This is a genomic window from Rhodococcus sp. RCBS9, from assembly GCF_029457415.1.
Lineage (GTDB): Bacteria > Actinomycetota > Actinomycetes > Mycobacteriales > Mycobacteriaceae > Rhodococcus_F > Rhodococcus_F qingshengii.
In genome coordinates this window covers 539,686-566,024 of sequence record NZ_CP120422.1, presented here as the reverse complement: position 1 = coordinate 566,024, position 26,339 = coordinate 539,686, and the positions used below count along the sequence as shown (strand labels likewise).

General features: G+C 63.5%; 21 protein-coding genes. 11 read left to right on the top strand and 10 right to left on the bottom strand.

The features are described 5' to 3' along the window. The first annotated feature begins 78 nt into the window (after positions 1–78). Both P0M12_RS02595 and P0M12_RS02590 read left to right on the top strand, forming a co-directional pair. Positions 79–726, top strand: coding sequence for a TetR/AcrR family transcriptional regulator (locus P0M12_RS02595; RefSeq protein WP_020908434.1), 648 nt, complete (start codon positions 79–81; stop codon positions 724–726). A 70-nt stretch (positions 727–796) separates the two neighbouring features. Beyond that, a complete protein-coding gene (locus tag P0M12_RS02590; RefSeq protein WP_030536923.1) occupies positions 797–1,972 on the top strand; it encodes an amino acid deaminase/aldolase in 1,176 nt (391 codons plus the stop codon). Positions 1,973–2,001: 29 nt separating this feature from the next. Here the strand turns inward: P0M12_RS02590 and P0M12_RS02585 are convergent, their stop codons facing one another. Continuing rightward, complete coding sequence (locus P0M12_RS02585; protein WP_030536922.1) at positions 2,002–5,445, bottom strand: bifunctional RecB family nuclease/DEAD/DEAH box helicase; 3,444 nt, start codon at positions 5,443–5,445, stop codon at positions 2,002–2,004. 83 nt (positions 5,446–5,528) lie between these two features. On the opposite strand from P0M12_RS02585, the gene P0M12_RS02580 reads away from it, so the two are divergent. Further along, complete coding sequence (locus P0M12_RS02580) at positions 5,529–6,170, top strand: alpha/beta fold hydrolase (protein WP_277377426.1); 642 nt, start codon at positions 5,529–5,531, stop codon at positions 6,168–6,170. 5 nt (positions 6,171–6,175) lie between these two features. Here the strand turns inward: P0M12_RS02580 and P0M12_RS02575 are convergent, their stop codons facing one another. Then, the gene (locus tag P0M12_RS02575; protein WP_030536921.1) at positions 6,176–6,793 is read right to left on the bottom strand and encodes a cysteine hydrolase; all 618 of its coding nucleotides are present in this window, start codon (positions 6,791–6,793) and stop codon (positions 6,176–6,178) included. 92 nt (positions 6,794–6,885) lie between these two features. On the opposite strand from P0M12_RS02575, the gene P0M12_RS02570 reads away from it, so the two are divergent. From P0M12_RS02570 to P0M12_RS02560, 3 genes are all read left to right on the top strand, one after another. Beyond that, entirely contained in the window at positions 6,886–7,587 is a 702-nt protein-coding gene (locus P0M12_RS02570; protein WP_003945110.1) for an FCD domain-containing protein, read from the top strand. Continuing rightward, the gene (locus P0M12_RS02565; protein WP_277377425.1) at positions 7,584–8,954 is read left to right on the top strand and encodes an FAD-linked oxidase C-terminal domain-containing protein; all 1,371 of its coding nucleotides are present in this window, start codon (positions 7,584–7,586) and stop codon (positions 8,952–8,954) included. Before P0M12_RS02570 ends, P0M12_RS02565 begins: the two co-directional genes overlap by 4 nt. A 78-nt stretch (positions 8,955–9,032) precedes the next feature. Continuing rightward, the gene (locus tag P0M12_RS02560; RefSeq protein WP_162114823.1) at positions 9,033–10,028 is read left to right on the top strand and encodes an NAD-dependent epimerase/dehydratase family protein; all 996 of its coding nucleotides are present in this window, start codon (positions 9,033–9,035) and stop codon (positions 10,026–10,028) included. A 56-nt stretch (positions 10,029–10,084) separates the two neighbouring features. On the opposite strand, the gene P0M12_RS02555 is transcribed toward P0M12_RS02560, so the two are convergent. The 4 genes from P0M12_RS02555 to P0M12_RS02540 all read right to left on the bottom strand — a co-directional run bounded on the left by P0M12_RS02555 (position 10,085) and on the right by P0M12_RS02540 (position 14,346). After that, the gene (locus P0M12_RS02555; protein ID WP_277377424.1) at positions 10,085–11,872 is read right to left on the bottom strand and encodes a long-chain fatty acid--CoA ligase; all 1,788 of its coding nucleotides are present in this window, start codon (positions 11,870–11,872) and stop codon (positions 10,085–10,087) included. Between the two features lie 139 nt (positions 11,873–12,011). After that, the gene (locus P0M12_RS02550; protein ID WP_209909283.1) at positions 12,012–12,710 is read right to left on the bottom strand and encodes a heme peroxidase; all 699 of its coding nucleotides are present in this window, start codon (positions 12,708–12,710) and stop codon (positions 12,012–12,014) included. 126 nt (positions 12,711–12,836) lie between these two features. Further along, positions 12,837–13,463 (bottom strand): phosphoribosyltransferase family protein, encoded by a 627-nt coding sequence (locus P0M12_RS02545; RefSeq protein ID WP_054827947.1) that lies wholly within the window; start codon positions 13,461–13,463, stop codon positions 12,837–12,839. A 55-nt stretch (positions 13,464–13,518) separates the two neighbouring features. After that, the gene (locus tag P0M12_RS02540; protein WP_277377423.1) at positions 13,519–14,346 is read right to left on the bottom strand and encodes a carbon-nitrogen hydrolase family protein; all 828 of its coding nucleotides are present in this window, start codon (positions 14,344–14,346) and stop codon (positions 13,519–13,521) included. A 102-nt stretch (positions 14,347–14,448) separates the two neighbouring features. Between P0M12_RS02540 and P0M12_RS02535 the strand changes: the two genes are divergently transcribed. Then, positions 14,449–16,224, top strand: a complete 1,776-nt coding sequence (locus tag P0M12_RS02535; protein ID WP_277377422.1) for a DEAD/DEAH box helicase — start codon at positions 14,449–14,451, stop codon at positions 16,222–16,224. Positions 16,225–16,325: 101 nt separating this feature from the next. Here P0M12_RS02535 and P0M12_RS02530 read toward each other — a convergent pair whose 3' ends face one another. The 4 genes from P0M12_RS02530 to P0M12_RS02515 form a co-directional block, all read right to left on the bottom strand. Then, positions 16,326–18,224: an ABC transporter ATP-binding protein gene (locus tag P0M12_RS02530; protein ID WP_019749303.1), complete on the bottom strand. Its 1,899-nt coding sequence runs from the start codon at positions 18,222–18,224 to the stop codon at positions 16,326–16,328. 92 nt (positions 18,225–18,316) lie between these two features. Further along, entirely contained in the window at positions 18,317–18,913 is a 597-nt protein-coding gene (locus P0M12_RS02525; protein WP_007736169.1) for a hypothetical protein, read from the bottom strand. A gap of 56 nt (positions 18,914–18,969) precedes the next feature. Continuing rightward, the gene (locus P0M12_RS02520) at positions 18,970–19,380 is read right to left on the bottom strand and encodes a YchJ family metal-binding protein (RefSeq protein WP_042450339.1); all 411 of its coding nucleotides are present in this window, start codon (positions 19,378–19,380) and stop codon (positions 18,970–18,972) included. A gap of 22 nt (positions 19,381–19,402) precedes the next feature. Continuing rightward, the gene (locus P0M12_RS02515) at positions 19,403–20,965 is read right to left on the bottom strand and encodes a long-chain-fatty-acid--CoA ligase (RefSeq protein WP_047268989.1); all 1,563 of its coding nucleotides are present in this window, start codon (positions 20,963–20,965) and stop codon (positions 19,403–19,405) included. A gap of 262 nt (positions 20,966–21,227) precedes the next feature. On the opposite strand from P0M12_RS02515, the gene P0M12_RS02510 reads away from it, so the two are divergent. The 4 genes from P0M12_RS02510 to P0M12_RS02495 all read left to right on the top strand — a co-directional run bounded on the left by P0M12_RS02510 (position 21,228) and on the right by P0M12_RS02495 (position 26,338). Continuing rightward, entirely contained in the window at positions 21,228–22,001 is a 774-nt protein-coding gene (locus tag P0M12_RS02510; protein WP_003945134.1) for an ABC transporter ATP-binding protein, read from the top strand. 4 nt (positions 22,002–22,005) lie between these two features. Then, entirely contained in the window at positions 22,006–24,540 is a 2,535-nt protein-coding gene (locus P0M12_RS02505; RefSeq protein ID WP_158171018.1) for an FtsX-like permease family protein, read from the top strand. 68 nt (positions 24,541–24,608) lie between these two features. Then, on the top strand, positions 24,609–25,055 hold the full coding sequence (locus P0M12_RS02500; protein ID WP_030536910.1) for a hypothetical protein: 447 nt from the start codon (positions 24,609–24,611) through the stop codon (positions 25,053–25,055). Positions 25,056–25,162: 107 nt separating this feature from the next. Continuing rightward, positions 25,163–26,338: an acyl-CoA dehydrogenase family protein gene (locus tag P0M12_RS02495; protein WP_007736177.1), complete on the top strand. Its 1,176-nt coding sequence runs from the start codon at positions 25,163–25,165 to the stop codon at positions 26,336–26,338. Position 26,339 lies beyond the last annotated feature (1 nt).

Sequence of the window (26,339 nt, the reverse complement as noted above, 5' to 3'; positions counted from 1 at the left end):
TACGCAATAATGTACTTGGACGGTCGTCCAGGCAAGTATTGCGCGAAGATTTTGTCATTTGCGTTCTACGATCATTGGATGCTGAACAGGCTCCCGGCGGACGAACGCCGCACACAATTGGTCGAGTCCGCCTTGTCTATTGCGGAACAGCGCGGTGTCAGTTCTGTGACGGTAAGGGCGGTGGCAGAGGAGGCCGGGGTATCGCTCGGCGTCGTTCATTACTGCTTCGAGAGCAAGGAAGCGCTGATCGCGGCAATGGGTGAAACGCTCATTCTGCAGCTCAGTGCGTCGATGCAGTATGCGTTCGCGCAGGTCCGCCATGCGCCGGATCTCAGTGGCGTGCAGGGGCTCAGGGAATTGCTGCACATCGGCCTGACCGGAATGTGGCCGACCATCGAGGCAACCCCGGATCGCCAGTTGTTGACCTACGAAATTACCGCGCAAGCACTGCGTAGTCGCAATCTCGGAGCCGAACGTGCTGGGGCGGTTGCATTTGAGCAGTACCGAATCATGGATGAGCTCGCGGTGTCGTTTCTCGAAGAGTGCGCCAAGATATCGGGCACGGTGTGGACGGAGCCGTTGAGTTCGATTGCGCGACTGAGTCTTGCAATGATCGACGGCCTTGTTCTGCGATGGCTGGTCGATCGTGACTCCGACGCGACTATTGCCGAGTTCGGAGAAATGGTTCAGGTAATCGCCAACAAAGCCGTGGTCGCGCCTCAGTAGAACCGCCATCCTGGACATACGTCCAGGATTGGTGATTGACTGGTCGCACGCCGCGACGATTGGATCATCTGTGACCAGGACCCTTGATCGACTCACTGCTGCCACGCGAGAACTCGACCCGCCTCTGGCTGCTCTGGATCTGACCACACTGCGCAGTAATGCAGCCGACCTGGTGCGCCGCGCCGGTGGAACCCCGGTGCGAGTGGCGAGCAAATCGGTTCGTTGTCGGACGGTTCTGGCTGAAACTCTCGGCGACACACTGACCGCGTCCGGCGGATTCCGCGGAATCATGGCGTTCTCACTGCGCGAGGCTCTGTGGCTGGTCGGGCTCGGCGCACGGGACATCCTGATGGGGTACCCGACCGCCGATCGTGGCGCCATCGCGGATCTCGCTGCCGACGACACCGCTCTCGCATCGATCACCTTGATGGTCGACGACGATGCGCAGTTGGACCTCATTCGTTCGGCGTCGACGGGGGATGCGCCTGTCCGCGTGTGTCTCGACGTCGACGCGTCACTGCGGATCGGCCCGATTCATCTAGGCGTACGACGCTCGCCGCTGCGCGAACCTGCCGCGGTCGCCGCACTCGCGGCGCGTGCGCGCCAACGCGGATTCTCCGTCGTCGGAGTGATGTTCTACGAAGCCCAGATCGCCGGCCTCCCGGACACCAGCGCTCCGATCGGTTGGGTCAAGAAGGCCTCTGCCCGCGAATTGGCGTCCAGAAGGGGCGCTGTGGTCGCGGCCGTCACCGATGCCGTGGGTGCACTCGAGATCGTCAACAGCGGCGGTACGGGGTCGCTGGAGGTCAGCTCGGCCGATCCTGTGGTGACCGAGGTAACAGCAGGCTCCGGACTGTACGTACCGACCCTGTTCGACCGCTACCGTGCCTTCCGTCCCGATCCGGCGCTGTTCTTCGCGCTGTCGGCCGTGCGCAAACCGACGCCGTCGGTCACGACCCTTTTCGGCGGCGGATACATCGCGTCGGGACCTGCCGGAGCCACCCGCGTTCCGTCACCGGTCTGGCCCGCTGGTCTCAAACTGCTCCGCAACGAAGGAGCCGGCGAAGTCCAGACGCCGGTCACCGGGAAGGAAGCCGGAAACATCGCGATCGGCGACCGCGTGTGGTTCCGTCACGCCAAGGCCGGCGAGCTGTGCGAGCGCTTCGACCGCGTGTACGTGGTCGAAGCCGACGGCACCCGAACCTCGGTTCCCACCTATCGCGGCGAAGGGCAGTGCTTCGGGTAGGGCAGTGCTTCAGGTAAGACAGGCTTCGGCTAGCTCGTCAGCCTCATGAATGCACCCAGTTCGACCAATCCCGCAGGCGTACTGGGCATGTACTGCGTCAACGCGTGCGATCGAACGATGATCGCGCACCACTTGCCGCGTGAGACAGCAACATTGAGACGGTTTCGCGACAGCAGGAACGACATCCCTCGCGGGACGTCCTCGACGGCAGATGCGGCCATCGACACGATTGCCACCGCAGCCTCGCGGCCCTGGAACTTGTCGACGGTCCCGACCTCGACCTCCGTGAGACCGGCCTCGGTGAGATCGCGCTCGACGGTGCCCACCTGGGCGTTGTACGCCGCGACCACGAGAATGTCCGACTGCTCCAGCGGCCTGGTTCCCTCGAACTCGCTCGGGTCGGTCCAAGGCGTACCGAGAAGGCCCTGGATCTGGCGAACGATTTCCTGGGACTCTTCCGGGGAGTAGGTGGAATTGCCGCGGTGATCGACGAACACCGTGTGTACTCCGGCAGCGAGTCCGTCGAGTTTTCTTGCCGCACTCACGGTTTCCTGGGAATGCAGCTTGCCCTCGTACGACAATGCGGACACGGGCGCACACAGATCCGGGTGCATCCGCCACGTTTTCTCGAGGAAGTAGCCGAATTCGGGTGGCAGTGCGCCGTGTCCCTCGGCGAGCCAACCGAGTGCCGATTCGTCGACCGGTTCGGGGTGAGTACCTTGGCTCACCTGCGGCAACTGCTGCGGATCGCCCAGCAGCAACAGGTTTCGCGCGGAAATCGCGACGGCAATGGTGTTCGCCAGCGCGAATTGGCCTGCTTCGTCCACGACGAGCAAGTCCAAGCTGCCCGCTGGAACACGATCGGTGTTCGAGAAGTCCCACGCAGTGCCGCCGATGACACAGCCGACGCCTTCGGCCTCGGCGATGAATCCCGCATATTCTTCGGATGCGATGTCCTGCCATTCTGCGGTCTTGCTCCGGCTGCCCTTCTTCGCGACCAGTGCAGGGTCCACGCCGGCTTTCAGAATGCCGCCGAGCATGTTCTCGACCACCGAATGTGATTGTGCCACCACGCCGATTCGCCACTGATGTTGTTCGATCAGTGTCTTGACGACACGAGCGCCCGTGTAGGTCTTGCCCGTACCAGGGGGACCCTGTACTGCCACGTAGGAATCATCGAGGTCGAGAAGTGCGGCGGTGATGGCGTCGGCGTAGTTGTTGTCGGTGCCGACAGGTGGCAGCGGTGAACCCGAGAGGGTTCTCGGGGTGCTGCGCCGGAGAATGTCGACTGCCGCGATGTGTGGCAGTTCGGGCAGGCTCTCGCTGGCGTCGGATGCGGCAGCGGCGATCGACTTCTCCATACGTCCCGTGGGAATCGGACGACCAGGTGCCAATGCGACTGGGGTATCGAGGTATTCGTCACCGCCGAGCAGTTCTTCCACGGTGACCACGTCGAGCCCTTCGGACTTGACCACGGCGGTGACCTTGACGCTGCTGGTGCCGCGTTGGGTGGGGTTCTCGCTTGCAACGGCATCGGGGGAGGGGGTTGCGTAGAGCGCGAAAAGATCACTGCCCGGGCTCAAAGACGTTCCGGTGCCGAAACTTCCGGTCAACTGGATGTGGCGACGAAACTTCTTCTGCCGCGCGGTGCTCTTGTGCCAGTCCGTTTCGATTTCGGACTGCTCGACCACCATGACGTCGCGGATGTCCACGAGGTCTTCGATCGGTGTGACCAATCGGTCGAAGTGGGCCCACCAGTACGGCTTCCGCTCGCGATTGTGGTAACCGACTGCTGCGGCCAATAGAGCAGCAGCCTGCTGATCGGGGGTGCGTGTCGAACCGGCCTTGTGGCCGGCGAAGTCGCGGAGTGCGATTTCCGATTCGGTGAGTTCTTCGAGTGGAATCTTGATCTGTCCGGTCGGCTCTCGAAGTTCGACACCATGTTCTGCGGCGCGCTCGGCGAGCCAATCGCGCAGGCGGAGAGTGGATTCGCAGTCGTACTCGTTGTAGTCGGAGATGCCCTGAAGAAGTTCCCGGGCCTGGTCGGCTTGTCCGCCGTCGCGCAATTCGCAGTAGTCGGCATAGGCGACGACCGAGGCGGCGGCGTTGGTCACGTCACCGTCACGGCCGTGCTCACCCATGTAGAGCGGCTCGAGTTTCTTGATGCTGTACGAGCGTTGTCCGATCCGCAGGCACGCGCGGACGATCGGGTACAGGTCGACGAGCACGTTCTCGCTGAGCAGGGTGTCCACGGTCTGCTCGCCGACACCGTGACGTGCGGCCAAGCGCAACAGCGCCGATTTCTCGTACGCGGCGTAGTGGTAGATGTGCATGCCTGGATGAGCTTCTCGACGCGCGGTGACGTAATCGAGGAAGTCGAGGAGCGCCTGGCGCTCACCCTCGCGATCGTGTGCCCAGAACGGCTTGAACACGTAGTCGTCCGCAGGCCCTTCGACCACACCGAACAGATACTCCAACCCCCAATCGGTGGACCCGTCCTCGGCCCAGAGCGGATCGCCCTCGAAGTCGAAGAAGATGTCGCCGTCGTCGGGGATGGGGAGTCCGCCGAGCGCCGAGGGTTCGTAGACCTCGAATTCGGCGTCGCCGGACAGTTCCTGGCGTAGTTGAACCGCTGCCTGTGCACGGAGCTTGTCGAGTGTTTCCCGGCGGATTCCCTCGACTGGGCCGGTGCTCGCGGCGAGTTCGTCAATTGTCGTGATCCCCGAGACGATCAGCTGTTCACGCTGATTGCCGCGGACACCCGCAACCAGCAGCAGGTCTCGATGGCTTTCGACCTCGACGCTGCAGGTGTCGCATCGACCACAACGCAGGTACCGATCGTCGAGCCACTGTGTCGGTTTCCCCTCGGCGCGGTGCTCGTCGAGGACTCGTTCGAGTTCAGCTCTACGTGCCGCGAATACCGGCGCGATGTCTCCGATGTCGTGCGACGACGTGCTGCCGTCGCCTAGCAGTAGATGAACTTGATCGGAGGCGGCAATTGCATTGCGCTCCAACGCATCCGCGTATGCGGCGAGTTGTAGAAGTGCCGACACCTTGGCGTGCCGGGAGAGCTTGCTGTCGTAGACCGCGTAGGTGTCGCCTTCGCGGACGAGGAAATCGCAGAACCCGAGGAATCGGCCGTCGAAAAAGGTTCCCTGATAAATGACCGGCGCGCCCGATCGTGCTGCCTCGACGGTGGCCAACGTGGCAGCGGTCAGGCCTGCGCGTGAGTGTTCCGGTCGCGGCATGACGACGACGCCGTCTCCGTGCTGATCGATGAACTTCTGAAGCTGTTCGCGCTCGTGCGAGTCGCCGAGGCTCGACGTCCGTTCGAGCATCGGATCCGCCTCGGCGGCCTCGGCCGCGATCAGACCGGTTCGGGCGTCGAGTTGCCGCAGCAGTGCGAACTCGCACGAGGCCGCAGCCGAGAGGTCGCTGGCGCTGTAGACGATCTGATCATCGAGTAGGAACACAGGGCGATTGTGCCATCGCTCACCGACAAGGCAACCCACCAGTAATCGCTCACGAGCCGCGGATATCGGTAGCGGCGTGCAGAATGACGTTCATGCCTTTCTTCGACGGACGAACCGGTCAGGTGCACTTTCGGCATTGGCCGGCGGCAGGGGGTGCGGTGCCCACGGTGTCACTGGTCTTTCTGCACGGTCTCGGCCAGCACAGCGGCCAGTATCACCGCTTCGCGGGCGCAATGACGGCGTCGGGGATCGACGTGTGGGCGATCGATCACACCGGGCACGGTTTGTCAGAGGGTGATCCGGGAGTCGGGGCTCCGCTCTCCGATCTTGCTGCCGATGCAGCCGCGCTCGCTGACATCGCTTTGGTGGAACTGCCCGAAGTCCCGCAGGCGGTGATGGGCCATTCCTTGGGTGCGGTGACGGCGCTGACGATGCTGGCTCATCGCGATCACGATTTTGCCTCCGCAGTGCTGTGCGGCATTCCGCGCAGTGCGGTCGAGCAACACGGGTGGGCGGAACTCTCCGACGCGGGCATCCCAGTCCTGGTCGTTCACGGTACCGACGACCGGATCGCCCCGGTCGATCCCGTCCGGGACTGGGCGCGGACGCTGCGCAACGTCGAGATGCGCGAGTTCGAGGACGCCGGTCACGACCTGCTGCACGAGAAGGTTCACGCCAGTGTCACCAACGTCAGCCGTGAATTCCTTCTCGCGCATTCCAGGTAGTCCTCTCAGGAGAGCGCGCCGAGCACCTCTTTCGACGTGACGGGGTGCGAGAACATCGGGTAGTCGTAGGTGATCGCGTTCTCGTGTTCGGCGACCGAAGTTCCGGCTACACAATCGGTGAGTGTGATGACCCGGTAGCCGTTCTCGTATCCGGTGCGCATGGTCGATTCGACGCAGCAGTTGGTCAGGAAACCGCCGAGAAGTATCGTGCGAATTCCTTTGCTACGCAGAATGAAATCGAGGTTGGTGCTGGCAAAAGTGTCGAGTCCACGCTTGCCCTCGATGACGATGTCGCCGTCTTTCGGAGTGAGGTCGTCGACGATCGCAGCTCCCCAGGAACCCTTCACGAAGGCCTTTCCGTCGACGACGCCCTTGAGGATTCCGTACGGATGCGAGGTGATTTCGTTGTACCCCTCGGCGAAGGTGATCGGTGCGTGCATCACGGTGACACCCGCCGCCCGGGCCGCATCGACCAGCGCGGCGGTGTTCGCGAGGAGTCCGTTCGATTCCATGACTGGTGCGACGGCCTCGTGGAGGACACCGCCCTCGGTGGTGAAGTCGTTCTGGTACTCGATGAGCACGACGGCGGTGGTCGCGGGATCCAATTCGAGCTTGTCGGTCATGGTCGGCACCTTCTCTGTTGTGGTCCGGGTCACGAATCTCCTCAATTAAACAGTTTGTCAGACAAGCAGGCAAGGGGTGGTAGCGTCGCGGCATGGATACGACTCCGTTGTCGCGCATGCCGCTCAGCCTTGCCGTGTCGGGACGAATCCGCGCTGCCATTCTCGACGGTTCACTCCCGGTCGGTGAGGCATTGCCCACCGAACAGGAACTTGCACAGACGTTCTCGGTGGGTCGATCGACGGTCCGTGAGGCCCTTCGGGTCCTGCAAGCGCAGGGATTGTTGACCGGCGCGGACACCACTTCTACTGCCAGGCCTCGGGTGACGCACGAGCATACGGCCGATTCCGCGGCCACAGCTCTCAGCACGGCGTTGCAGGTGGGTGCAGTTCCATTGGGCGATCTTGTCGAATTGCGAGTGCTGCTCGAAGCTGCTGCGCTGCGCACCGTCGTCGCGGTGCCGAACGGCGCCCGGGCTGCGATTGAGCGAATGCGCGTCGCAACCCTTGCCGACGACTCGGTCGCATTCCACGACGCCGATGTCGACTTTCACGTTGCGCTGGCCGGAGCGGGCGGGAACAAGGCGTTCGGGTTGGTCATGACGGTTCTCCGCGACAGCATCGCCGGCTACCTGCTGAGCGAACTCGACTCGCGCGAGAACTCGGCGGCCACGCTCGGCGCACTGTTGGCCGAGCACGAGGGTATCGCCGACGCGATCGAGCGCGGTGCAGCTGACGAGGCCGCCGTTTTGGTCGAGCGCCATGTGCGCGGATTCTACGAAGGACGAACACAATGACTACGAGTATCGATCTGTTGGGCGAGCGTCTGCAGAAAGCGGTGGGGGACAGGGCGACAACCGATCCCGACCGAATGGGTGCGTACGTCCGGGATCAATCACTGCTCACCGCAGCCGGAAGGCCCGCCGCGCTGGTCAAGGCGAAGACGGTCGACGACGTCGTTGCGGTCATGACGGTGGCCCACGAACTCGCCGTTCCGGTGGTGACACGAGGGGCAGGTACCGGGTTGGCCGGCGCCGCCAACGCACTCGACGGATGCATCGTCTTGAGCGTCGCGGGCATGGATCGAATTCTCGAGATCGATCCTGCCGCGCGCACCGCCACGGTGGAGCCCGGAGTGATCAACGGTGACCTGGCGGAAGCTGCTGCACAGCAGGGTCTTTGGTACGTACCGGATCCGGGAAGCCGGTCCATCTCGAGTATCGGCGGCAATCTGGCGACAAATGCAGGCGGCATCTGTTGCGCCAAGTACGGCGTCACCGGTGATCACGTTGCGGCCCTGACGGCGGTACTCGCCGACGGGCGTGTGATCCGTACCGGTGCACGGACGCGCAAAAATGTTGCGGGGCTGGACTTGACACATCTGCTCGTCGGGTCGGAGGGCACTCTCGCGGTCATCGTCGAAGCCACGATGCGGTTGCGTACGGCGCCCACTGCCGCGACCACTGTGGTCGCCTTCTTCGATTCCGCGGAGTCCGCGATTGATGCCGTCCTCGCCGTGTCGGCAGTGGCCGAACCGTGTCAGATGGAGTTGATGGACGACGTCACCATCGGCGCCGTCAATCGGCTGACCAAGATGGGGCTGGACGAATCGGCCGGGGCGATGCTGCTCATCCAGTGCGACGGTAGGTCGGCGGCCGCCGAGGCAGCGGACTGCGCCGCGGCGTGCGAAAGTGCCGGGACCCGAGAGGTTTTCCACACCGACGATCCGGTGGAAGGTGAAGAGTTCACCGCCGCGCGCCGCATGGCCTTGCCGGCTCTCGAGGCGTTGGGCACGGTACTTCTCGACGACGTCGCGGTGCCGGTGCCGGCGTTGCCGTCCATGTTGGAATGCATTCGTGAAGCGGCCGATCGCCACGGCGTCACGATCGGAACCTTCGGTCACGCCGCCGACGGCAATCTCCACCCGACCATCGTGTTCGACGCTGCCGAATCGGGTGCGCAGGATCGTGCGCGCGGAGCTTTCGACGACATCGTTGCCGGCGCACTGGCGTTGGGCGGAACGATCAGCGGTGAACACGGTATCGGGGTTCTCAAAGCGCCGTACATGGCGGACATGGTCGGCCAGACCGAACGCGAAATGATGCTTGCAGTCAAGGCCGCATTCGATCCGAAGAACGTTCTCAATCCCGGACGAGGTATCTGAGCGGTTCGTCCGTGCCTCAGTCGCCGGAAATTGCGCTACCAGACGAACGTGTTGCCGCACGACGCTTTTCAAGTGACGATGGCCCTCATGAAGCTGTTGATGCTCGGAGGAACACGGTTCCTCGGCCACGCTCTCGTCGATGACGCTTTGGTCCGGGGCTGGGAGGTGACAGTGCTCCATCGTGGGCTCACCGGAGCGCCACCACCTACAGCGGAGGTCCTGTTCGCGGATCGCACCGATCAGCGTGCGATGGTTGATGCGCTCGGTGATCGTCGATGGGATCTTGTCGTCGACACCTGGTCGGGTAGCCCCCGAGTGATCGGGGAAAATGCGCGCGTCTTACTCGGTCACGTCGACCGGTACGCATACATCTCCAGTGGGTCCGTCTACCAATGGGGCTTGCACGTAGACGAGACCTCACCAGTGGTGGCCGCATCTGCGACCTCCGATGACTACAGCGATTACGCGTCCGCCAAACGCGGGGCCGAACTCGCTGTCCTGGAATCCTTCCCGGACGCGTTACTCGCGAGGGCAGGTTTGATCCTCGGCCCGCGCGAGGACATCGGGCGGTTGCCGTGGTGGCTGCAGCGCATCGCGGCGGGCGGACGTGTCGTTGCTCCCGGAGTGCCGACCAGACCGTTGCAGTACGTCGATGCCTGCGACATCGCAACCTTTGTCCTGGCCGGACTGGCCGCCGGGATCAGCGGGGCATACGACGTCATCAGCCCGTCCGGCCACACCACTACCTCCGGGCTCCTCCAGGCGTGCGTGGATGCCACCGGTTCGGACGCTGAACTCGTGTGGATCGACGAGGACAGGCTGGCCGCTGCGGGAGTGCAGCCGTGGACACAACTTCCGTGTTGGGTTCCGCAAGAGGGCGAGTTCGCGGGCTTCCTCGAAGCCGACACCGCCAAGGCGGGGCAAGCAGGGCTGCGGTGCCGGCCCGTCGAAGACACCGTGCGCGATACCTGGGAGTGGATGCAGCGAGAAACTCTGCCGACTCAGCGGGAGGATCGTGCGGTGCACGGCCTTCCATCCGAGATCGAAGAGGAACTACTCTCCGCCGGACAGTGAAACGAGTCTGGCCCGGTTCGCATTCGAACCGGGCCAGACTCGTGAAAGACGATCGATCAGGCGTACAGGTCGCTGATCTTGGTCTTGTGAGCTTCGTGAATGATGTTGCGCTTGAGCTTGAGCGTCGGCGTCAATTCACCGGTCTCCTGGGTGAAGTCGACCTCGAGGATCGTGTACTTCTTGATCTGCTCGGGGTTGGAGACCTTCTTGTTCGCGTCGGCAACGGCCGAGTCGATCTCGGCGATCAGGTCGGCGTTCTTCACCAGATCGGCAATCGGGGTGCCGGCGGGCAGGCCGTTGCGCTCGACCCAACCGGGCAGAGTCTCCGGATCGAGGGTGATCAGTGCACCGATGAACGGCTGACCGTCGCCGACGACGAGGCACTGGCTGATCAGAGCGTGCGCGCGCAGGGAATCTTCGAGGCCTGCCGGTGCGACGTTCTTGCCGCCCGCGGTGACGATGATTTCCTTCTTGCGTCCGGTGATGGAGACGTAGCCCTCGTTGTCGATCGAGCCGAGGTCGCCGGTGTGGAACCAGCCGTCGACGATGGATTCGGCAGTGGCCTTCTCGTTGTGCCAGTAGCCGGCGAACACGACCGGGCCCTGCAGGAGGAGTTCGCCGTCCTCGGCGATCCGTGCTGCATGGCCGTTGATCGGCTTGCCGACGGTGCCGACGCGCTGCGCGCTCGAGGTGTTGACGGTGATTGCGGCGCTGGTCTCCGTGAGTCCGTAGCCCTCGTAGATCGGGATGCCGACGCCGCGGAAGTAGTGGCCGAGGCGCGCGCCGAGGGCTGCGCCACCGGAGACTGCACGCTCGCACTCGCCACCCAGAGCTGCGCGCAACTTCGAGTAGACGAGCTTGTCGAATACCGCGTGCTTGAGCTTGAGTGCCAGTCCGGGGCCACCCTTTTCGAGGGATTCGCTGTATTCGATGGCGGTGGCAGCAGCCTTGTCGAAGATGCTGCCCTTACCGCCGTCGACTGCCTTCTGGCGAGCCGAGTTGTACACCTTCTCGAACACGCGGGGCACCGAGAGGATGAAGTTGGGCTTGAAGCCGGCGAACTGCTCGAGCAGCGTCGTCAGGTCCGACGTGTGGGCGACGGTGACCTTGGCGTCGAAAGCGCCGAAGGAGATCGCTCGCGCGAATACGTGGGCAAGCGGCAGGAACATCAGAGTCTTCTTGCCGGGGACCATGGACTCCGGCATCGCCAGGCGGCAGGCGTTGGACTCGGCGTAGAAGTTGGAGTGCGTCAGCTGGACACCCTTGGGGCGTCCGGTGGTTCCGGAGGTGTAGATCAGGGTCGCGGGCGAGGCAGAGGTGACCTGGTGACGACGAGTGTGCAGTTCTTCGTCGGTGATTGCCGAACCGCGACTGGACAGCTCGTCGATCGCACCCGACTCGATGACAAGAACCTCGCGGAGGGCTTCTGCGCCGTCGGTGACTTCCTTGTGAGTCTCCGCGTGCTTGGCCGTTTCGACGACCAGAAGTGTTGTCGCTGAATCCTCGAGGATCCACTGCGCCTGATCAGGGGAGGAGGTCTCGTAGATCGCGACGGTGCATCCGCCTGCAGTCCAGATGGCGTAGTCGAGAACGACCCACTCGTAGCGAGTCGCGGACAGGATAGCGACGCGGTCGCCGAGCTCGACGCCCGAAGCGATCAGGCCCTTGGCAACTGAGGAGACCTGCTTCGCGAATTCAGCTGCAGTGACGTCGACCCATCCACCGTTCGACGGCCTCTTGAACGGCACGAATGTGGGGTCTTCTTCGGCGTGACGGAACACGGAGTCGGCCATGGATACGTTCTCCGGAATTGAGAACGACTGTGGAACTGAGAACTCGCGCACTATTGACCCCTCCAGTGACTACTGACATTTCTGATGTGCATTGCATCACATTAGTCGTCATTTTGCACTGTCGTTACTATTCGGTAGAGCTGGTCGGGCGCTGACCTGCAGTTTAGTGTGACCGCCTGTTTATAGGTACTCAGGCGACGTGTTGGAGCGTGCGACCGTGCACGGACAGCCACCGCCGAATTGCGTAGTCCAATCGGTCCGGATCCACTCCGAGTTGCTCTGCAGTAGCTGCAAGGATCTCCGAGGTGTCTCCCGGCAACTCGGCGGTGCCGAGTGTCGCGCTGATGAAGGTGTCGGCAGCGGTCCCCAGATCGGTGTGCGGAATTCCGGCCAACATCAACAGGTGGGCCCAGGTCACTTCGGAACCGTCTCCGCACGCGTCCACCCAGGCATGGTGAACGGCTTCGAGAGCGTTGTCGGAATCGGCGGCCGACAGCAGGTCCTCGACGCTGTTGATCCGCAAGTGATGGAGTTTCTCGGCGACCTGTTGGATGTGCCGTGCCTCGATCGGGACACCTGTCGCCGTGTAGCGACGCTTGTACGAGCCGATCTTGCCTGCCCACTGGTCCGAACTGCCGGCTTCCTCGAAGGTGCGGAGTAGTTCACGTGCGCCATCCGTGACGGGTTTGTCCTCGCGGGCTTTCCGGTACGCCAGGTAGCGATCGACGACGGTCACTTCGCTGTGACCCGACGTGGACTGAACGGATTCGATGATGCACAGGGCGAGGCTCTGTCGATAAGCGTCTGACGCAACCCAGGCGGAAGGGTCGCCCAGGCGGTCACGGCACGCAGCTGCGACGGCGTCGACGGTATCGGTCGAGATGGTCACGGTTCCTCCAGAAAGCCGAATTCTTTTTGTTTCATTTGGGCTATCGGCACCGAGGAGCGAAATGTTGCACACATCACAAATTCTCAGAGATCTCTTGGACTGTGCTCAGGCTGGAGAGGTGTGCACTCAGGTGAGGAAGGACAGCACTTCGTCGTCGCTGAGTTGATGAAAGTCCTCGAATGCAGCACCGACGCCGCCTAACAGGGCAGGAACGAAGGGGCAGACGACCCGATCGGCGGAGCACGCGATCACTCTCATGGCTTCGGGGGAGGCTACTGGGACCGCTACGATCACGGCGGCAGCACCCGCGGTGCGCGCGCATCGGCAGGCAACCGCGGCACTCGCGCCCGTAGCCATTCCGTCGTCGACGATCACCGCAGTGCGTCCGTGGAGGGAAACCGGGGTCCGCCCCTCGCGCAGGAGATGCGCCCGCCGTTCCAATTCGGTTCGCTCGTCGCGTTCGACGGCGACGAGTTCTCTTTTCGAGACGCGAACCGCTGCGATGACGTCGTGGTTGAGGACCCGCACGCCGCCCTCACCGATGGCGCCCATCGCCAGTTCCGGGTTGTACGGACTGCCGAGCTTGCGCACCACCACGATGTCGAGCGGAGCGTTCAATGCCGCAGCCACCTCGGCTGCGACCGGAACTCCGCCGCGCGGGAGTCCGAGAACGACGGGCTTGTCGATACGCAAGGTCTCGAGCCGCCCGGCCAGAAATTTGCCGGCGGAAGATCGATCCCGATACTGGGTCACTGCGTTGTCCTCGAGAAGCTCGAACCCCGACCAGTTCGACGCTACTCGCTGCAGGTCACCGCGACGAGACTGTGAACCTCCGCAGCGCGAGAGCGGGATTCTTCTCGCGTACCTCGGCGATGCGAGCAGCCGAAACGAGTGCGGTGGCGACCCCGACCTGCTCGCCAAGTGAACACATCACGACGCCCATCGGGTCCACGATCATGCTGGCACCCGCGCCGCCGCGCGCGCTCTGATCTGCCGCTGCGATGTACATCGTGTTCTCGATGGCCCGGGCGCGCACGAGAGTGGTCCAGTGGTCTTCCTTGAGCGGCCCCGGCACCCACTGGGCGGGCAGGAGCAAGATGTCTGCGCCGACGTCGACGATGCGCCGGGTGACTTCCGGGAAGCGCAGGTCGTAGCAGGTCTGGAGGCCGAAGGTCAGGCCGTCGCACCCGAAAGTCTGCGGTTCGGTGATCTCGCCCGCGCGGATCACGGCCGACTCCTGGTAACCGAAAGCGTCGTAGAGATGCAGTTTCCGGTAGGTCGCCACCAGTTCGCCGTTCGGGTCCATCGCGACGAGGGTGTTGGAGATTCTGCTCACGTCGTCGATCCGCTCGTTCATTCCTGCCACGAGGAAGATTCCGAACTCCGAGGCGACCGACGCCAGCGCCGAACCGAATTCGCCGTCCAGGTCCTCCGCGGACTCGATCAAACGCTCATCCGTCTTCGGTGCGGTGAACATCGAGTATTCCGGCGCCACGACAACTTTCGCGCCGCGTGCTGCTGCATCGGAAGCCAGTGATCGCAGTGATTCGAGGTTGGCTTTCTTGTCCGTCCCCGGGGCGAATTGGGCAATCGCGACAACGGTCTGGGAAGGGGTGGCTGCGGTGGCTTCGGTCATGCTTCCTACGCTAGGCGAAACCCGCTGGGAGGGTGGATCTGTCGTAAAAGCACCCCCGGTATGTCGTCGTGTCTATACTCTATCCGCTAAACTGCTGGTCAAATGAGTGATATTGAGCGTGACCCCGAACCCCCAACATTTGCCGACCTCGACATCGATGATCGGGTACTGAAGGCACTGTCAGACGTGGGCTACGAGTCGCCCTCGCCCATTCAGGCTGCCACCATTCCGCCGCTGCTCGAAGGCAAGGACGTCGTCGGTCTCGCACAGACCGGTACCGGCAAGACCGCAGCCTTCGCAGTTCCAGTCCTGTCGCGGATCGACACGTCGATCAAGCAGACCCAGGCGCTGGTGCTTGCTCCCACGCGTGAGCTGGCGCTTCAGGTTGCCGAGGCATTCGGCAAGTACTCCGCGCACATCCCCGGACTCAACGTGCTGCCGATCTACGGTGGCCAGAGCTACGGAGTCCAGCTGTCGGGCCTGCGCCGCGGCGCACACGTCGTCGTCGGTACCCCGGGTCGTGTCATCGACCATCTCGAAAAGGGCACCCTGGATCTGACCAATCTCAAGTACCTCGTTCTCGACGAGGCCGACGAGATGCTCAAGATGGGGTTCCAGGAGGACGTCGAGCGCATCCTCCGCGACACCCCCGGCGACAAGCAGGTCGCCCTGTTCTCCGCAACGATGCCCGGCTCGATTCGCCGGATCTCGAAGCAGTACCTGAACAATCCGGTCGAGATCACCGTCAAGTCCAAGACGTCGACCGCCTCGAACATCACGCAGCGCTACATTCAGGTTGCTCATCAGCGCAAGCTCGATGCACTGACCCGAGTCCTCGAGGTCGAGGCATTCGAGGCGATGATCATCTTCGTCCGTACCAAGCAGGCCACCGAAGACCTGGCGGAGAAGCTGCGGGCCCGCGGGCACTCGGCTGCCGCGATCAACGGTGACATCGTCCAGGCACAGCGTGAGCGGACCATCGGTCAGCTCAAGAACGGCGCCCTCGACATCCTCGTCGCGACCGACGTTGCCGCTCGAGGCCTCGACGTGGATCGAATCTCCCACGTCGTCAACTACGACATCCCGCATGACACGGAGTCGTACGTCCACCGCATCGGTCGTACCGGCCGCGCCGGTCGTCAGGGTGACGCGTTGCTGTTCGTCGCCCCGCGTGAGCGTCATCTGCTCAAGTCCATCGAGAAGGCGACCCGTCAGCCGCTTGCGGAGATGCAGCTTCCCAGTGTCGACGACGTCAACGCCCAGCGCGTGGCCAAGTTCGGTGACTCCATCACCGAGAGCCTGGCCTCGGAGAATCTCGCGATGTTCCGCAAGATGATCGAGGACTACGACCAGGAACACGACGTTCCGCTCATCGACATCGCTGCCGCTCTGGCGTTGCAGTCGCGCGACGGCGAAGCATTCTTGCTTTCTCCCGAGCCGCCGGCACCGCCGCGTCGTGAGCGCGAGCCTCGTGAACCACGTCCTCCCCGTCGTTTCGACGACGGCCCGGTCCCGCGCTCGCGTGGGCCCGAGGGCCAGGAGCTGGCCGCGTACCGCATTGCAGTCGGCAAGCGTCACCGCGTCGTTCCGGGTGCCATCGTCGGTGCCATCGCCAACGAGGGTGGGCTTCGTCGAAGCGACTTCGGGCACATCAGCATTCGCCCGGATCACAGCATCGTCGAGCTGCCGGCCGACCTCTCCAACGAGACTCTCGAAGCTTTGCGTCGCACACGCATCTCCGGCGTCCTGATCCAGCTGCAGCCTGATTTCGGGCCGCCGCAGGGACGTCCGAGTGGCCGTGGCGACCGTGGTGGCCGGGACGATCGTGGTGGACGTGACGACCGCCGCGGTGGCGGACGCGATCGCTACAACGACTGACCTACAGCTTCAACGACTGTCATGAAGACTGAAACAGGCGCTGCCCTCCGCGAGGAGGACAGCGCCTGATTTCTGTGTGGGGGGCAAGGCGCTGCGCGGTATCAGATCGGCGTCGGTGCGAGGGCGCCGTTCTTCCGGGCGTTGGTGTCGAACTGCGTGCGGTACAACTCGGCGTAGCGGCCGCCGCGCGCGAGCAGTTCCTCATGGTTGCCGCGCTCGACGATCTGGCCTGCCTCGACGACAAGGATCAGGTCCGCGGAACGGATCGTCGACAATCGGTGAGCGATCACCACCGCAGTCCGCCCGGCGAGTGCTTCGCCGAGTGCTTCCTGAACCGCAGCTTCCGACGTCGAGTCGAGATGCGCGGTGGCCTCGTCCAAGATGACGACGCGAGGCTGGGCCAGGAGCAGGCGTGCGATGGTCAGGCGTTGACGCTCGCCGCCCGAGAGGCGGTAACCGCGTTCACCCACCACGGTCTCCAGTCCGTCGGGCAGCGACGCAACCAGGTCGGTGAGCCGTGCGCGCTCCAGAACCTCACGCAGATCTTCTTCGGTGGCATCCGGTCGCGCAAGGAGCAGGTTGGATCGAAGGCTCTCGTGGAACAGGTGCCCGTCCTGCGTGACCATGCCGACGGTCTCCCGGATGGAATCGGCACTGAGGTCGCGGACGTCGACGCCGCCCAACTCGACCGAACCGGAGTCGATGTCGTAGAGGCGCGGAATCATCTGCGCCACGGTCGACTTTCCGGCACCGGACGTGCCGACCAAGGCGACCATCTGTCCTGCCTCGGTGCGGAACGACAGGTCGTGCAACACGTCCTCGCCGCCGCGGGTGTCGAGGATCGCGACTTCCTCCAGGGACGCGAGAGACACCTTGTCCGCGGATGGGTAAGCAAAAGTGACGTTCTTGAACTCGACGGACACCGGGCCCTGCGGCACCGTGCGCGCATCGGGCTTCTCGGTGATGAGCGGCGCCAGATCGAGAATCTCGAATACCCGCTCGAAGCTGACCAGGGCGCTCATGACGTCCACCCGGGCGCTGGCCAGTGCGGTCAACGGTGAGTACAGCCGCGTCAACAACAGTGCCATCGCCACGACGGCGCCTGCGTCCAACTGTCCGCGCAGCGCGTAGAAGCCGCCGAGTCCGTAGACGAGGGCAAGAGCAAGGGCCGAGACCAGCGTCAGTGCTGTGACGAAGACGGACTGCAGCATTGCGGTCCGGACTCCGATGTTGCGCACACGCCTGGCGCGAACCGCGAACTCCGCAGATTCTTGCGACGGGCGGCCGAACAGCTTGACCAGAGTCGCGCCGGGAGCGGAGAACCGCTCCGTCATCTGGGTGCTCATGAGCGAATTATGGTTGGCTGCTTCACGATTGAGTGCTGCAAGTTTTGCGCCCATGCGCCGTGCGGGGATGACGAAGATCGGGAGAAGTAGCAGCGCGAGGACGGTGATCTGCCAGGAGATCCCGAGCATGACGATCAGCGTGATCACCAGGGTGACCAGATTGCTGACCACTCCGGACAAGGTGTCGCTGAAGGCGCGCTGAGCGCCGATGACGTCGTTGTTGAGACGGCTGACCAGTGCTCCGGTTCGAGTTCTGGTGAAGAACGCGATGGGCATCTTCTGGACGTGATCGAAGACGGTGGTGCGCAGATGCAGGATCAGGTCTTCGCCGATGCTGGCCGAGAGCCACCGGGTCAACAGTCCCAGAGCGGCTTCGAGAAGTGCTACCAGTGCGATCAGGGCGGCAAGTTTGACGACCACGTCGACGGCGTCGCCGCCGACTATCGCGTTGACCACGCGCCCGGCCAGGACAGGTGTTGCCACGGCAAGCGCAGCAGTGACGACACTCAGTACGAGGTACCAGCTGAGGTTGCGTTTCTGTGGAACTGCGAACGTCGCGATCCGCTTCAGTGTCGCCTTCGAGAACGGGCGCCGATCTTCTTGCGCGTGCATCGCGTTGTACATCGCGTTCCACGCGGTGACTTCCATACTCATGACTTCGCCCCTCCGGTCGCCGGCCACGAAGATTACGTGGCCGGTACGACACGAAGGTAGAACCTCAACCAAACTTCAGGTCAAGTGCGGCCTCAGCGGGCCACGTCGACCACCACGCGAGGAGGGTCGCTGAGCGTCGTGACCGTGAACGGCTGCTTCTCGGTCACGCCGATGAACGACTGCGTGACTCCCTCGAAGACGTTGGACCCGTTGACCTCGGTCACGACTCCGCCGACGCCGGGGACCGGGTTGGGGCCGGAGTACTGCTCGACTCCGCTGTCGAAGGGATATGCGGAACCGTCGATCAGGACCTGGATCACTGCGGCACCCTTGATGTCCACGGGCTTACCGCTGCCTTCCTGCGTCGCCGCGTCGACGTACTTGACGCGCCAACCGGGTGTGCCGGTTCCGCCCATTTCGTAGACGACACGATCGAATCCGTCGTGTTCGCCCACTCGGATGTCGACGACGGTGAGCTTGGATTCGGTGCCCGCAGCCGAAGTCTTGTCGGAGCTGTCCGTCGGGACTGGTTCTGTGGTCGACGCTGCTGCACTCGAGGTCGAGGTCGAGGTGACGGCCGAGGTGGCTGCCGTGGGAGTGGTCTCCGCGTCCTGCGAACAGGCAGTCAGGCTCACGCCCACTGCGATGGCAGCGACAGCGGCAAATGATCTCGTCCGGTTCGTTGTCATGACTCGATCGTAGGGCTCGCGTTATCGGGATCCGCGGCGGCGGTGCCCGGAGTTACCTAACCGATATCGCCGTCGACATAGAGCCACTTACCCTCTGTTCGCGCAAATCGACTGCGTTCGTGGAGCATTCCCCGCTCGCGTCCGAATGTGTAGTGAGCGCGAAATTCCACGACGCCGTCGGAATCGAACAGCCCGCCCCGTTCGGTGTCCAGGATCTCCAACCGGAGCCATTTCTGGTCGGGGTCGAGATCGAGTTGGGCTGGGCGATGGTCGGGATGCCAAGTCCGCGTGAGATATTCGTCGTCCATCGCAGCGAAAGCCGTGTAACGCGAACGCATCAGGGTTTCGGCGGTCGGTGCGTGCGCTTCACCGCTGATGTACTTTCCGCAGCATTCGGCCAACGCGTTGCCGCTGCCGCACGGGCACGGATCGGTCGGATTGGGTGTGGTGGGGCGGCGCGAAGTCACCGCCCCATTACAGCACGCGAACTCAGACCAGTTTGTGTTCGCGGTTGTCCCAGTACGGTTTGCGGAGGTCGCGTTTGAGGATCTTTCCGGTGGGATTGCGGGGAAGGATCTCGACGACGTCGATACTGGTCGGGCACTTGAACTTTGCGAGACGTTCCTGGGTGTACGTGATCAGATCGGCTTCGTCGATCTGCGCTTCGGGAGTGAGAACCACGACAGCCTTGACGGTTTCACCCCAACGGTCGTCGGGAACGCCGATGACCGCGACCTCGGCGATTGCCGGATGCTCCACCAGTACTCGTTCGATCTCGGGGGAGTAGACGTTCTCGCCGCCGGTGATGATCATGTCCTTGAGGCGGTCCTCGATGAAGACGAACCCGCCGGAGTCGGCGCGGCCCATGTCGCCGCTACGCAGCCACCCGTCTGCGGTAATCGTTTCGGCCGTCGCCTCGGGCTTACCCAGGTATCCGGGTGTGCACTGTTCGGATCGCCACCACAGCTCACCGGTCGTTCCGGTGGGCACGTCCTCGAGCGTGACGGGGTCCACCACGCGCATCTCGACGCCGGGGATCGCCGTACCTGCTGATGCCATGCGCTCGACCTGCGACTCGTCGCGGTGAACGTCCGGCATCAACGCGGTAATTACGCCTGCCATTTCGGTCATGCCGTAGACCTGCACGAATTCGGTGTCCGGCCACGCTGCGAGTGCCGCGCGCAACAGTGGGAGCGGCATGGGGGCGGCGCCGTAGGTGATGCGTTTGAATGCTTTGAAGGCGGCGACCGCCTGCTCGCCTGCGGCCAGGACTCCGGCAATGACCGGTGGGACGAGAAAGGCGATGTTGGCTCCGGCGGCGAGACCGGCGAAGATCGACGGTCCGTCGGCTTCTCTCGTGAAGTAACAGCGGCCACCGGTGTGAATTGCCATGATGGCGTAGCACGTTCCGCCGACGTGGAACATCGGCATCGCGATCAAGAATCGGTGATCCTCGTGGGCCGGCAGGATTTCGAGGACATTGTTGCTGTGCGCGAACAGGTTTCGATGCGTGAGCTGGACACCCTTGGGGCGACCGGTCGTCCCGGAACTGTAGAGAACCAGAGCGGTGGCATCGGGGCTCACCTCGGGGCGGGAGTGCAGCGGTGTGACCTCGTCGATCCACGGCTCGAATTCGTCGTGTTCACCGCCGACGGCGAAGATCGATTCGACGGCCGTCAAGCGGTCTCGCATCGCGACGACCTGGGGGAGTAGTTCGCTGCCGACGAACAGAATGCGAGCGCCACAGTCCGCGAGAACGTAATCCAGCTCTTCGCTCGAAAGTCGCCAGTTGGGAACGACATTCGCGGCGCCGAGTAGTGAGGCGGCGTAGGTGACTTCGAGACAGGACAGATGATTCTTGTCGACGAACGCGACAGTGTCGCCGGCACCGATGCCTGATTCGGCGAGGGCGGCGGCGATACGCAAGATGCGGTCCCGCCACTGAGCCCACGTGAATTCGGTCCCTTGGAAGGTCATCGCTGCTTGATCAGGCTTGACCGTCGCCCAGTGCTCTAGCCGATCGAAAATGATTCCAGCGGTGGCGTCGGACATTCGGCCGCCTCTCTCGTGTGATTGGTGTCACAAGGTTAATGTGCGCCCGGTCTTCGTATCGCTGTTTCCAGTCAATGCGCACAAGCAGGAGGGGTCGCATTCCCCCGACCCTGACCGGCTCGGCCGCAGATATCAGGGTGGTCCCCGATGGCGGGCGCGCCCGCCACCCGACAGGATGGAACCAACCATTGCGGGCGTCCGTGTTTTCACGGGCGCCCGTCACGCCCGCAAAGTAGCACCGAAGTGAACAGGAAAGGCGATCATGAGTTCGCACGCCCAGGATGTCGCGGCCCGCGCAGTCGGCCTGTCCAAGACCTACGGCACCGGAGATACCCAGGTGCACGCCCTCAGTTCGGTGTCCGCAGATTTCGCCCGCGGTGAGTTCACGGCGATCATGGGGCCGTCCGGTTCCGGTAAGTCGACGCTGATGCATTGCCTCGCCGGTCTGGATTCCGCCAGTTCGGGTTCTGTTCTCATCGGTGACACGGAACTCACGACGCTTTCCGACAAACAGATGACCCAATTGCGACGCGATCGCATCGGTTTCGTTTTCCAGGCGTTCAACCTGGTGCCGACCCTGACCGCGCTCGAGAACATCACGTTGCCGCTCGACATCGCGGGACGCAAAGCGGACCCGACCTGGTTGAACAGCGTCCTGACCAAGCTGGGTCTCGGGGATCGCCTCGATCATCGGCCGGGAGAGCTCTCGGGTGGTCAGCAGCAGCGTGTGGCGTGTGCGCGTGCGCTGGCGGGTCAGCCGGAGATCATCTTCGGCGACGAGCCGACCGGAAACCTCGATTCGAAGTCCTCCGGTGAGGTGCTCTCGATCCTGCGGGCGGCCGTCGACGAGTTCAACCAGACCGTGGTGATCGTGACGCACGATCCGCGGGCAGCGGCGTATGCCGACCGGGTGGTGTTCCTCGCGGACGGCAAGATCGTCGACGAATTGCGCGAGCCTACGGCGGATTCGGTCCTCGACCGGATGAAGCGTCTGGACGCTCCGCAGGCGGTCGTGAACGTGGAAGCCGGGGCTTGAGCACATGGCTTCGGTAAGCAACTCGCCGATGCGCAAGGTTTCCCTGCGCAACTTGGCGGCACACAAGGTGCGACTTGCGCTGACGGTTCTCTCCGTGGTGCTTGGCACGGCTTTTGTCGCGGGGTCGTTCGTTTTCACCGACACCCTCCAGAAGACTTTCGATTCGATCTTCGAGAACACCGCCCAGGGCGTCGACGTCCGGGTATCGATGGAAGAGCGCAACACCAGTGGCGTTCCGGTCGAGGATGTCGACAAACTTGCCGCAGTCGACGGCGTCCGAGCGGTAGCCCCGGCCGTCAGTGGACAGATCGTCCTGATCAACGCAGACGGCGGCGCTGTTCAGACCGGCGGCGCGCCGAGTATCGGTCAGTCCTACCTACCGCCGGGCCAGGCGATTGCCGAATCCGACACCTTCGTCGAGGGCGCGCCTCCGACGCAGACCGGTCAGGTCGCGCTGAACACCAGCGCCGCCGAGCGAGCCGGACTGAAGGTGGGGGACTCCGCCAAGGTTCTGGCACCGGCCCGCGGAATCGTGGACGTGACGTTGTCCGGCATCTACGAGGGGGCGGGCAGTGACACCGGCGGGTTCATCGGCGCGCTCTTCACCGACGAGCAGGCCCGTGGACTCTTCACCGACGGCCAACACGTCGAGTACATCGACGTCGCGGGCGACGGGGTGTCGCAGACGGAACTGCAGCAACGCGTCGAGCAGGTTTTCCCCGATCTCAAGGTGCAGACCGGCGACCAGGTTCGTGAGGAGACCAAGGCCGAGGTCGACTCGGCGCTGAGCTTCATCAACTACTTCCTGTTGGCGTTCGGCGCGATTGCTCTGCTCGTCGGAACGTTCATCATCTACAACACCTTCTCGATGATCGTGGCGCAGCGTCTTCGTGAGCTGGCGCTGCTGCGTGCGATCGGTGCGAGCCGAGCGCAGGTCGGCCGTTCGGTGGTCACCGAGGCGCTCGTGGTCGGACTCATCGGCAGCATCATCGGTCTGCTCGGCGGTATCGGTCTCGCCTACGGATTGCGCAGTCTGCTCAACACATTCGACGTCGGTCTGCCGGAAGGCCCGCTCCAGGTGGGTGCCCGCACGATCATCGTCGCGTTGGTAGTCGGCGTCGTCGTCACGACGCTCAGCGCTTACGCCCCGGCTCGTCGTGCGTCGAAGATCCCGCCGGTAGCGGCCATGCGTGAGGAGTTCGCCTCTACCGGCGACTCACTGCGAGTGCGGACGTTGATCGGTGCGATTCTCGGCGTGATCGGTGTGGCACTGCTCGTGTTCGGCTCTCGCGGTACCGGTGGTGGCGCGGCGCTGATCGTCGGGCTCGGTGCGTTCTCGTTGATCATCGCGGTGCTTCTCGGGGCTCCCGCGCTGTCGCGGCCGATCGTCGGAGCGCTCGGTGCCGTGTTCGCCAAGCCGTTCGGTGCCATCGGGCGATTGGCTCGTACCAATGCGGTGCGCAATCCCCGTCGCACGGCCGCAACGGCATTCGCGTTGACTCTCGGTCTGATGCTGGTGACGGTCATCGGAGTGTTCGGTTCTTCGGCCAAGGCGAGCATCAATGCTCTTGTCGACGTGGGTGTTTCGGCCGACTACATCCTGACCGGTCCCAACGCGATCGGCGTGCCGCGAGGTGCGGCCGACGCGGTCCGACAGGTGCCCGACGTGCAGAGCGCGACGTCGTTGCACGGAGTGCGTGCGAAGGTCGACGGTGAGGACGAGCAGGGCGCTTCGTTCGACGGCCCGATCGAAGGCGTGCTCGAATACAAGATCCTCGAGGGCACGGTCGATCTGACCGGCAACAACATGCTCGTCTCGAAGTCGACTGCGGACGACAAGGGTTGGACTGTGGGTTCGACCCAGACGTTGACCGGTCCCGGCGGCGTCGAGTACCAGACGGTTGTCGCGGGAGTGTTCGAGGACAACCAGCTGATCGGCTCGTGGATCGTCTCGGACGAGGCGTATCGGAAGCTGATGCCGGCCGAGAGTCTGCCGGACTTCGTGGTGCTGGTGAAGGCGAAGCCTGGCGCGGATCTGACAACGCTGCGATCCGAGCTCGAAACGGCCACGGAGAAGTACGTCGTCGTCCAGGTGCAGGATCGTGAGGAGTTCAAGGGAACTCAGGGCCAGCAGATCAACACGTTGTTGGCGATCCTCTACGGACTGCTTGCACTCGCGGTCGTGATCGCAATCCTGGGCATCATCAACACCCTGGCACTGTCGGTGGTCGAGCGGCGACGAGAAATCGGAATGCTGCGAGCTGTCGGCATGCAGCGCGGACAGATGCGACGCACGATCTACCTCGAGTCGGTGCTCATCGCGGTGTACGGCGCGGCGGTCGGAGTTGTTCTCGGCATCGCGTTCGGTTGGGCCTTCGTGAGCACTCTCGCGGATCAGGGCCTCGACAAGATCACGATCCCGTGGGGTCAGGTGGTCGGAATGCTGATCGGCTCGGGTGTGGTGGGTGTCTTGGCGGCGCTGTGGCCGGCCAACCGAGCGGCCAAGACGAAGCCGCTCGAGGCGATTGCAGACATGTAGGGCCTTCGGCCCCCGTGCGCACTTTTGGTAGCGGAAGCAGCCGAAAGTGCGCACGGTACCGTTGCCACATGAGCACCCTTCAAGAAGTCGGCGAACGTGAATCCTGGCGCTGCTGGCTGTGTGACGAACCGGTCGATCCCGACATGTCCGTCAATGATCCGCGCGGCCCGAGTATCGACAGCATCAACACCGCAAAAAAGGGTGGCAAGACCAAAGGTGGCGTCGAACGCTTGGCGCACCGCGCATGCAACACCAAGAAGGGTGCGGTCAAACCTGTTGTGGAATGGCCGGATCGGCTGTTCGTCGTGGATCCCGCTCCGATCGTCGGGGTCGTGGAGCAGCTCGAGCGAAAGGGTGGCCGCGTCGCCGTCGCTCGCTGCCCCGGCAAGGACGACGCCCAGGAAGCGTCGGATTGGCTGATCGATCGGTTGTCGCGTCTGGCTCCCGCGTTGAATGTCGAAACAAGCATCGACGCCGCGGGCGGGGGTTACCTGTTGGTCCTGAAAACCGTGTAGGAGGTCGGCCCTGAGTGCCGTCTTTTGCGGTACCTGTTCCGCCTCCATAGTTGTCGGGGTACGGTCGAACCGAACATGAATCCGGTTTCGAGTGCGAAGGAATCCCGATGAACCTGGCATTGACCGACGAGGAACTAGCGTTCCGCGACGAGATGCGGACGTTCTTCCGTACGCAAATCCCCGCGGACATCAGGGAGGCGTACGCCCACGGCGAGGAGTTGGGGCGCGACCGTATGGTCGAGGCGCAGCAGATCCTCAACGCTCACGGTCTGGCGGTACCGCACTGGCCGGTCGAGTGGGGCGGCAAGGACTGGACCCCGGTCCAGCACAACATCTGGCTCGACGAACTGCAGCTTGCGTCGGTTCCCGAACCTTTGGCGTTCAACGCCAACATGGTCGGTCCGGTCATCGCGGCCTTCGGCTCGCAGGAGCAGAAGGAGAAGTTCCTTCCGGCGACTGCGAACCTCGACATCTGGTGGTGCCAGGGATTCTCCGAACCCGAGGCCGGTTCCGATCTCGCTTCGCTCAAGACCCGTGCGGTCCGCGACGGCGACGACTGGGTCATCAATGGTCAGAAGACCTGGACGACGCTGGGACAGTACGCCGACTGGATCTTCTGCCTCGTGCGCACCAATCCCGATGCGCCCAAGCGTCAGGCCGGCATCTCGTTCATCCTTGTCGATCTGAAGACGCCTGGCGTCACGGTCCGCCCGATCAAGCTGATCGACGGCGGCTACGAGGTCAACGAAGTGTTCTTCGAGGACGTCCGCGTTCCGGGAGAGAACCTGGTCGGTGAAGAGAACCAGGGCTGGGGCTACGCCAAGTTCCTGCTCGGCAACGAGCGAACCGGTGTCACCCGCGTCGGTTTCTCGAAGGTTCGTCTGGCCCAGGCCAAGGCCCGCGCTGCCGAGGTCAAGGTCGGCAACGGAACACTGCTCGAAGATCCGCTCTTCGCTGCTCGCCTCGCCGAACTCGAAAACGAATTGCTTGCCCTCGAGCTCACTCAGCTCCGAGTGGTAGCCAGTTCCGCTGACGGCCAGCCGAACCCGGCGTCGTCGCTGCTCAAGCTTCGTGGCTCCGAATTGCAGCAGGCGAGCGTCGAACTGCTGATGGACGTGGCCGGCCCTGATTCACTGCCGTACGACGCGGGCAGCGACATCGCCTCCGCGAGCTGGGCGCAGCACACTGCCCCGACGTACTTGAACTACCGCAAGGTATCCATCTACAGCGGATCGAGCGAAGTGCAGCGCAGCATCATCGCCTCCTCGATCCTCGGATTGTGAG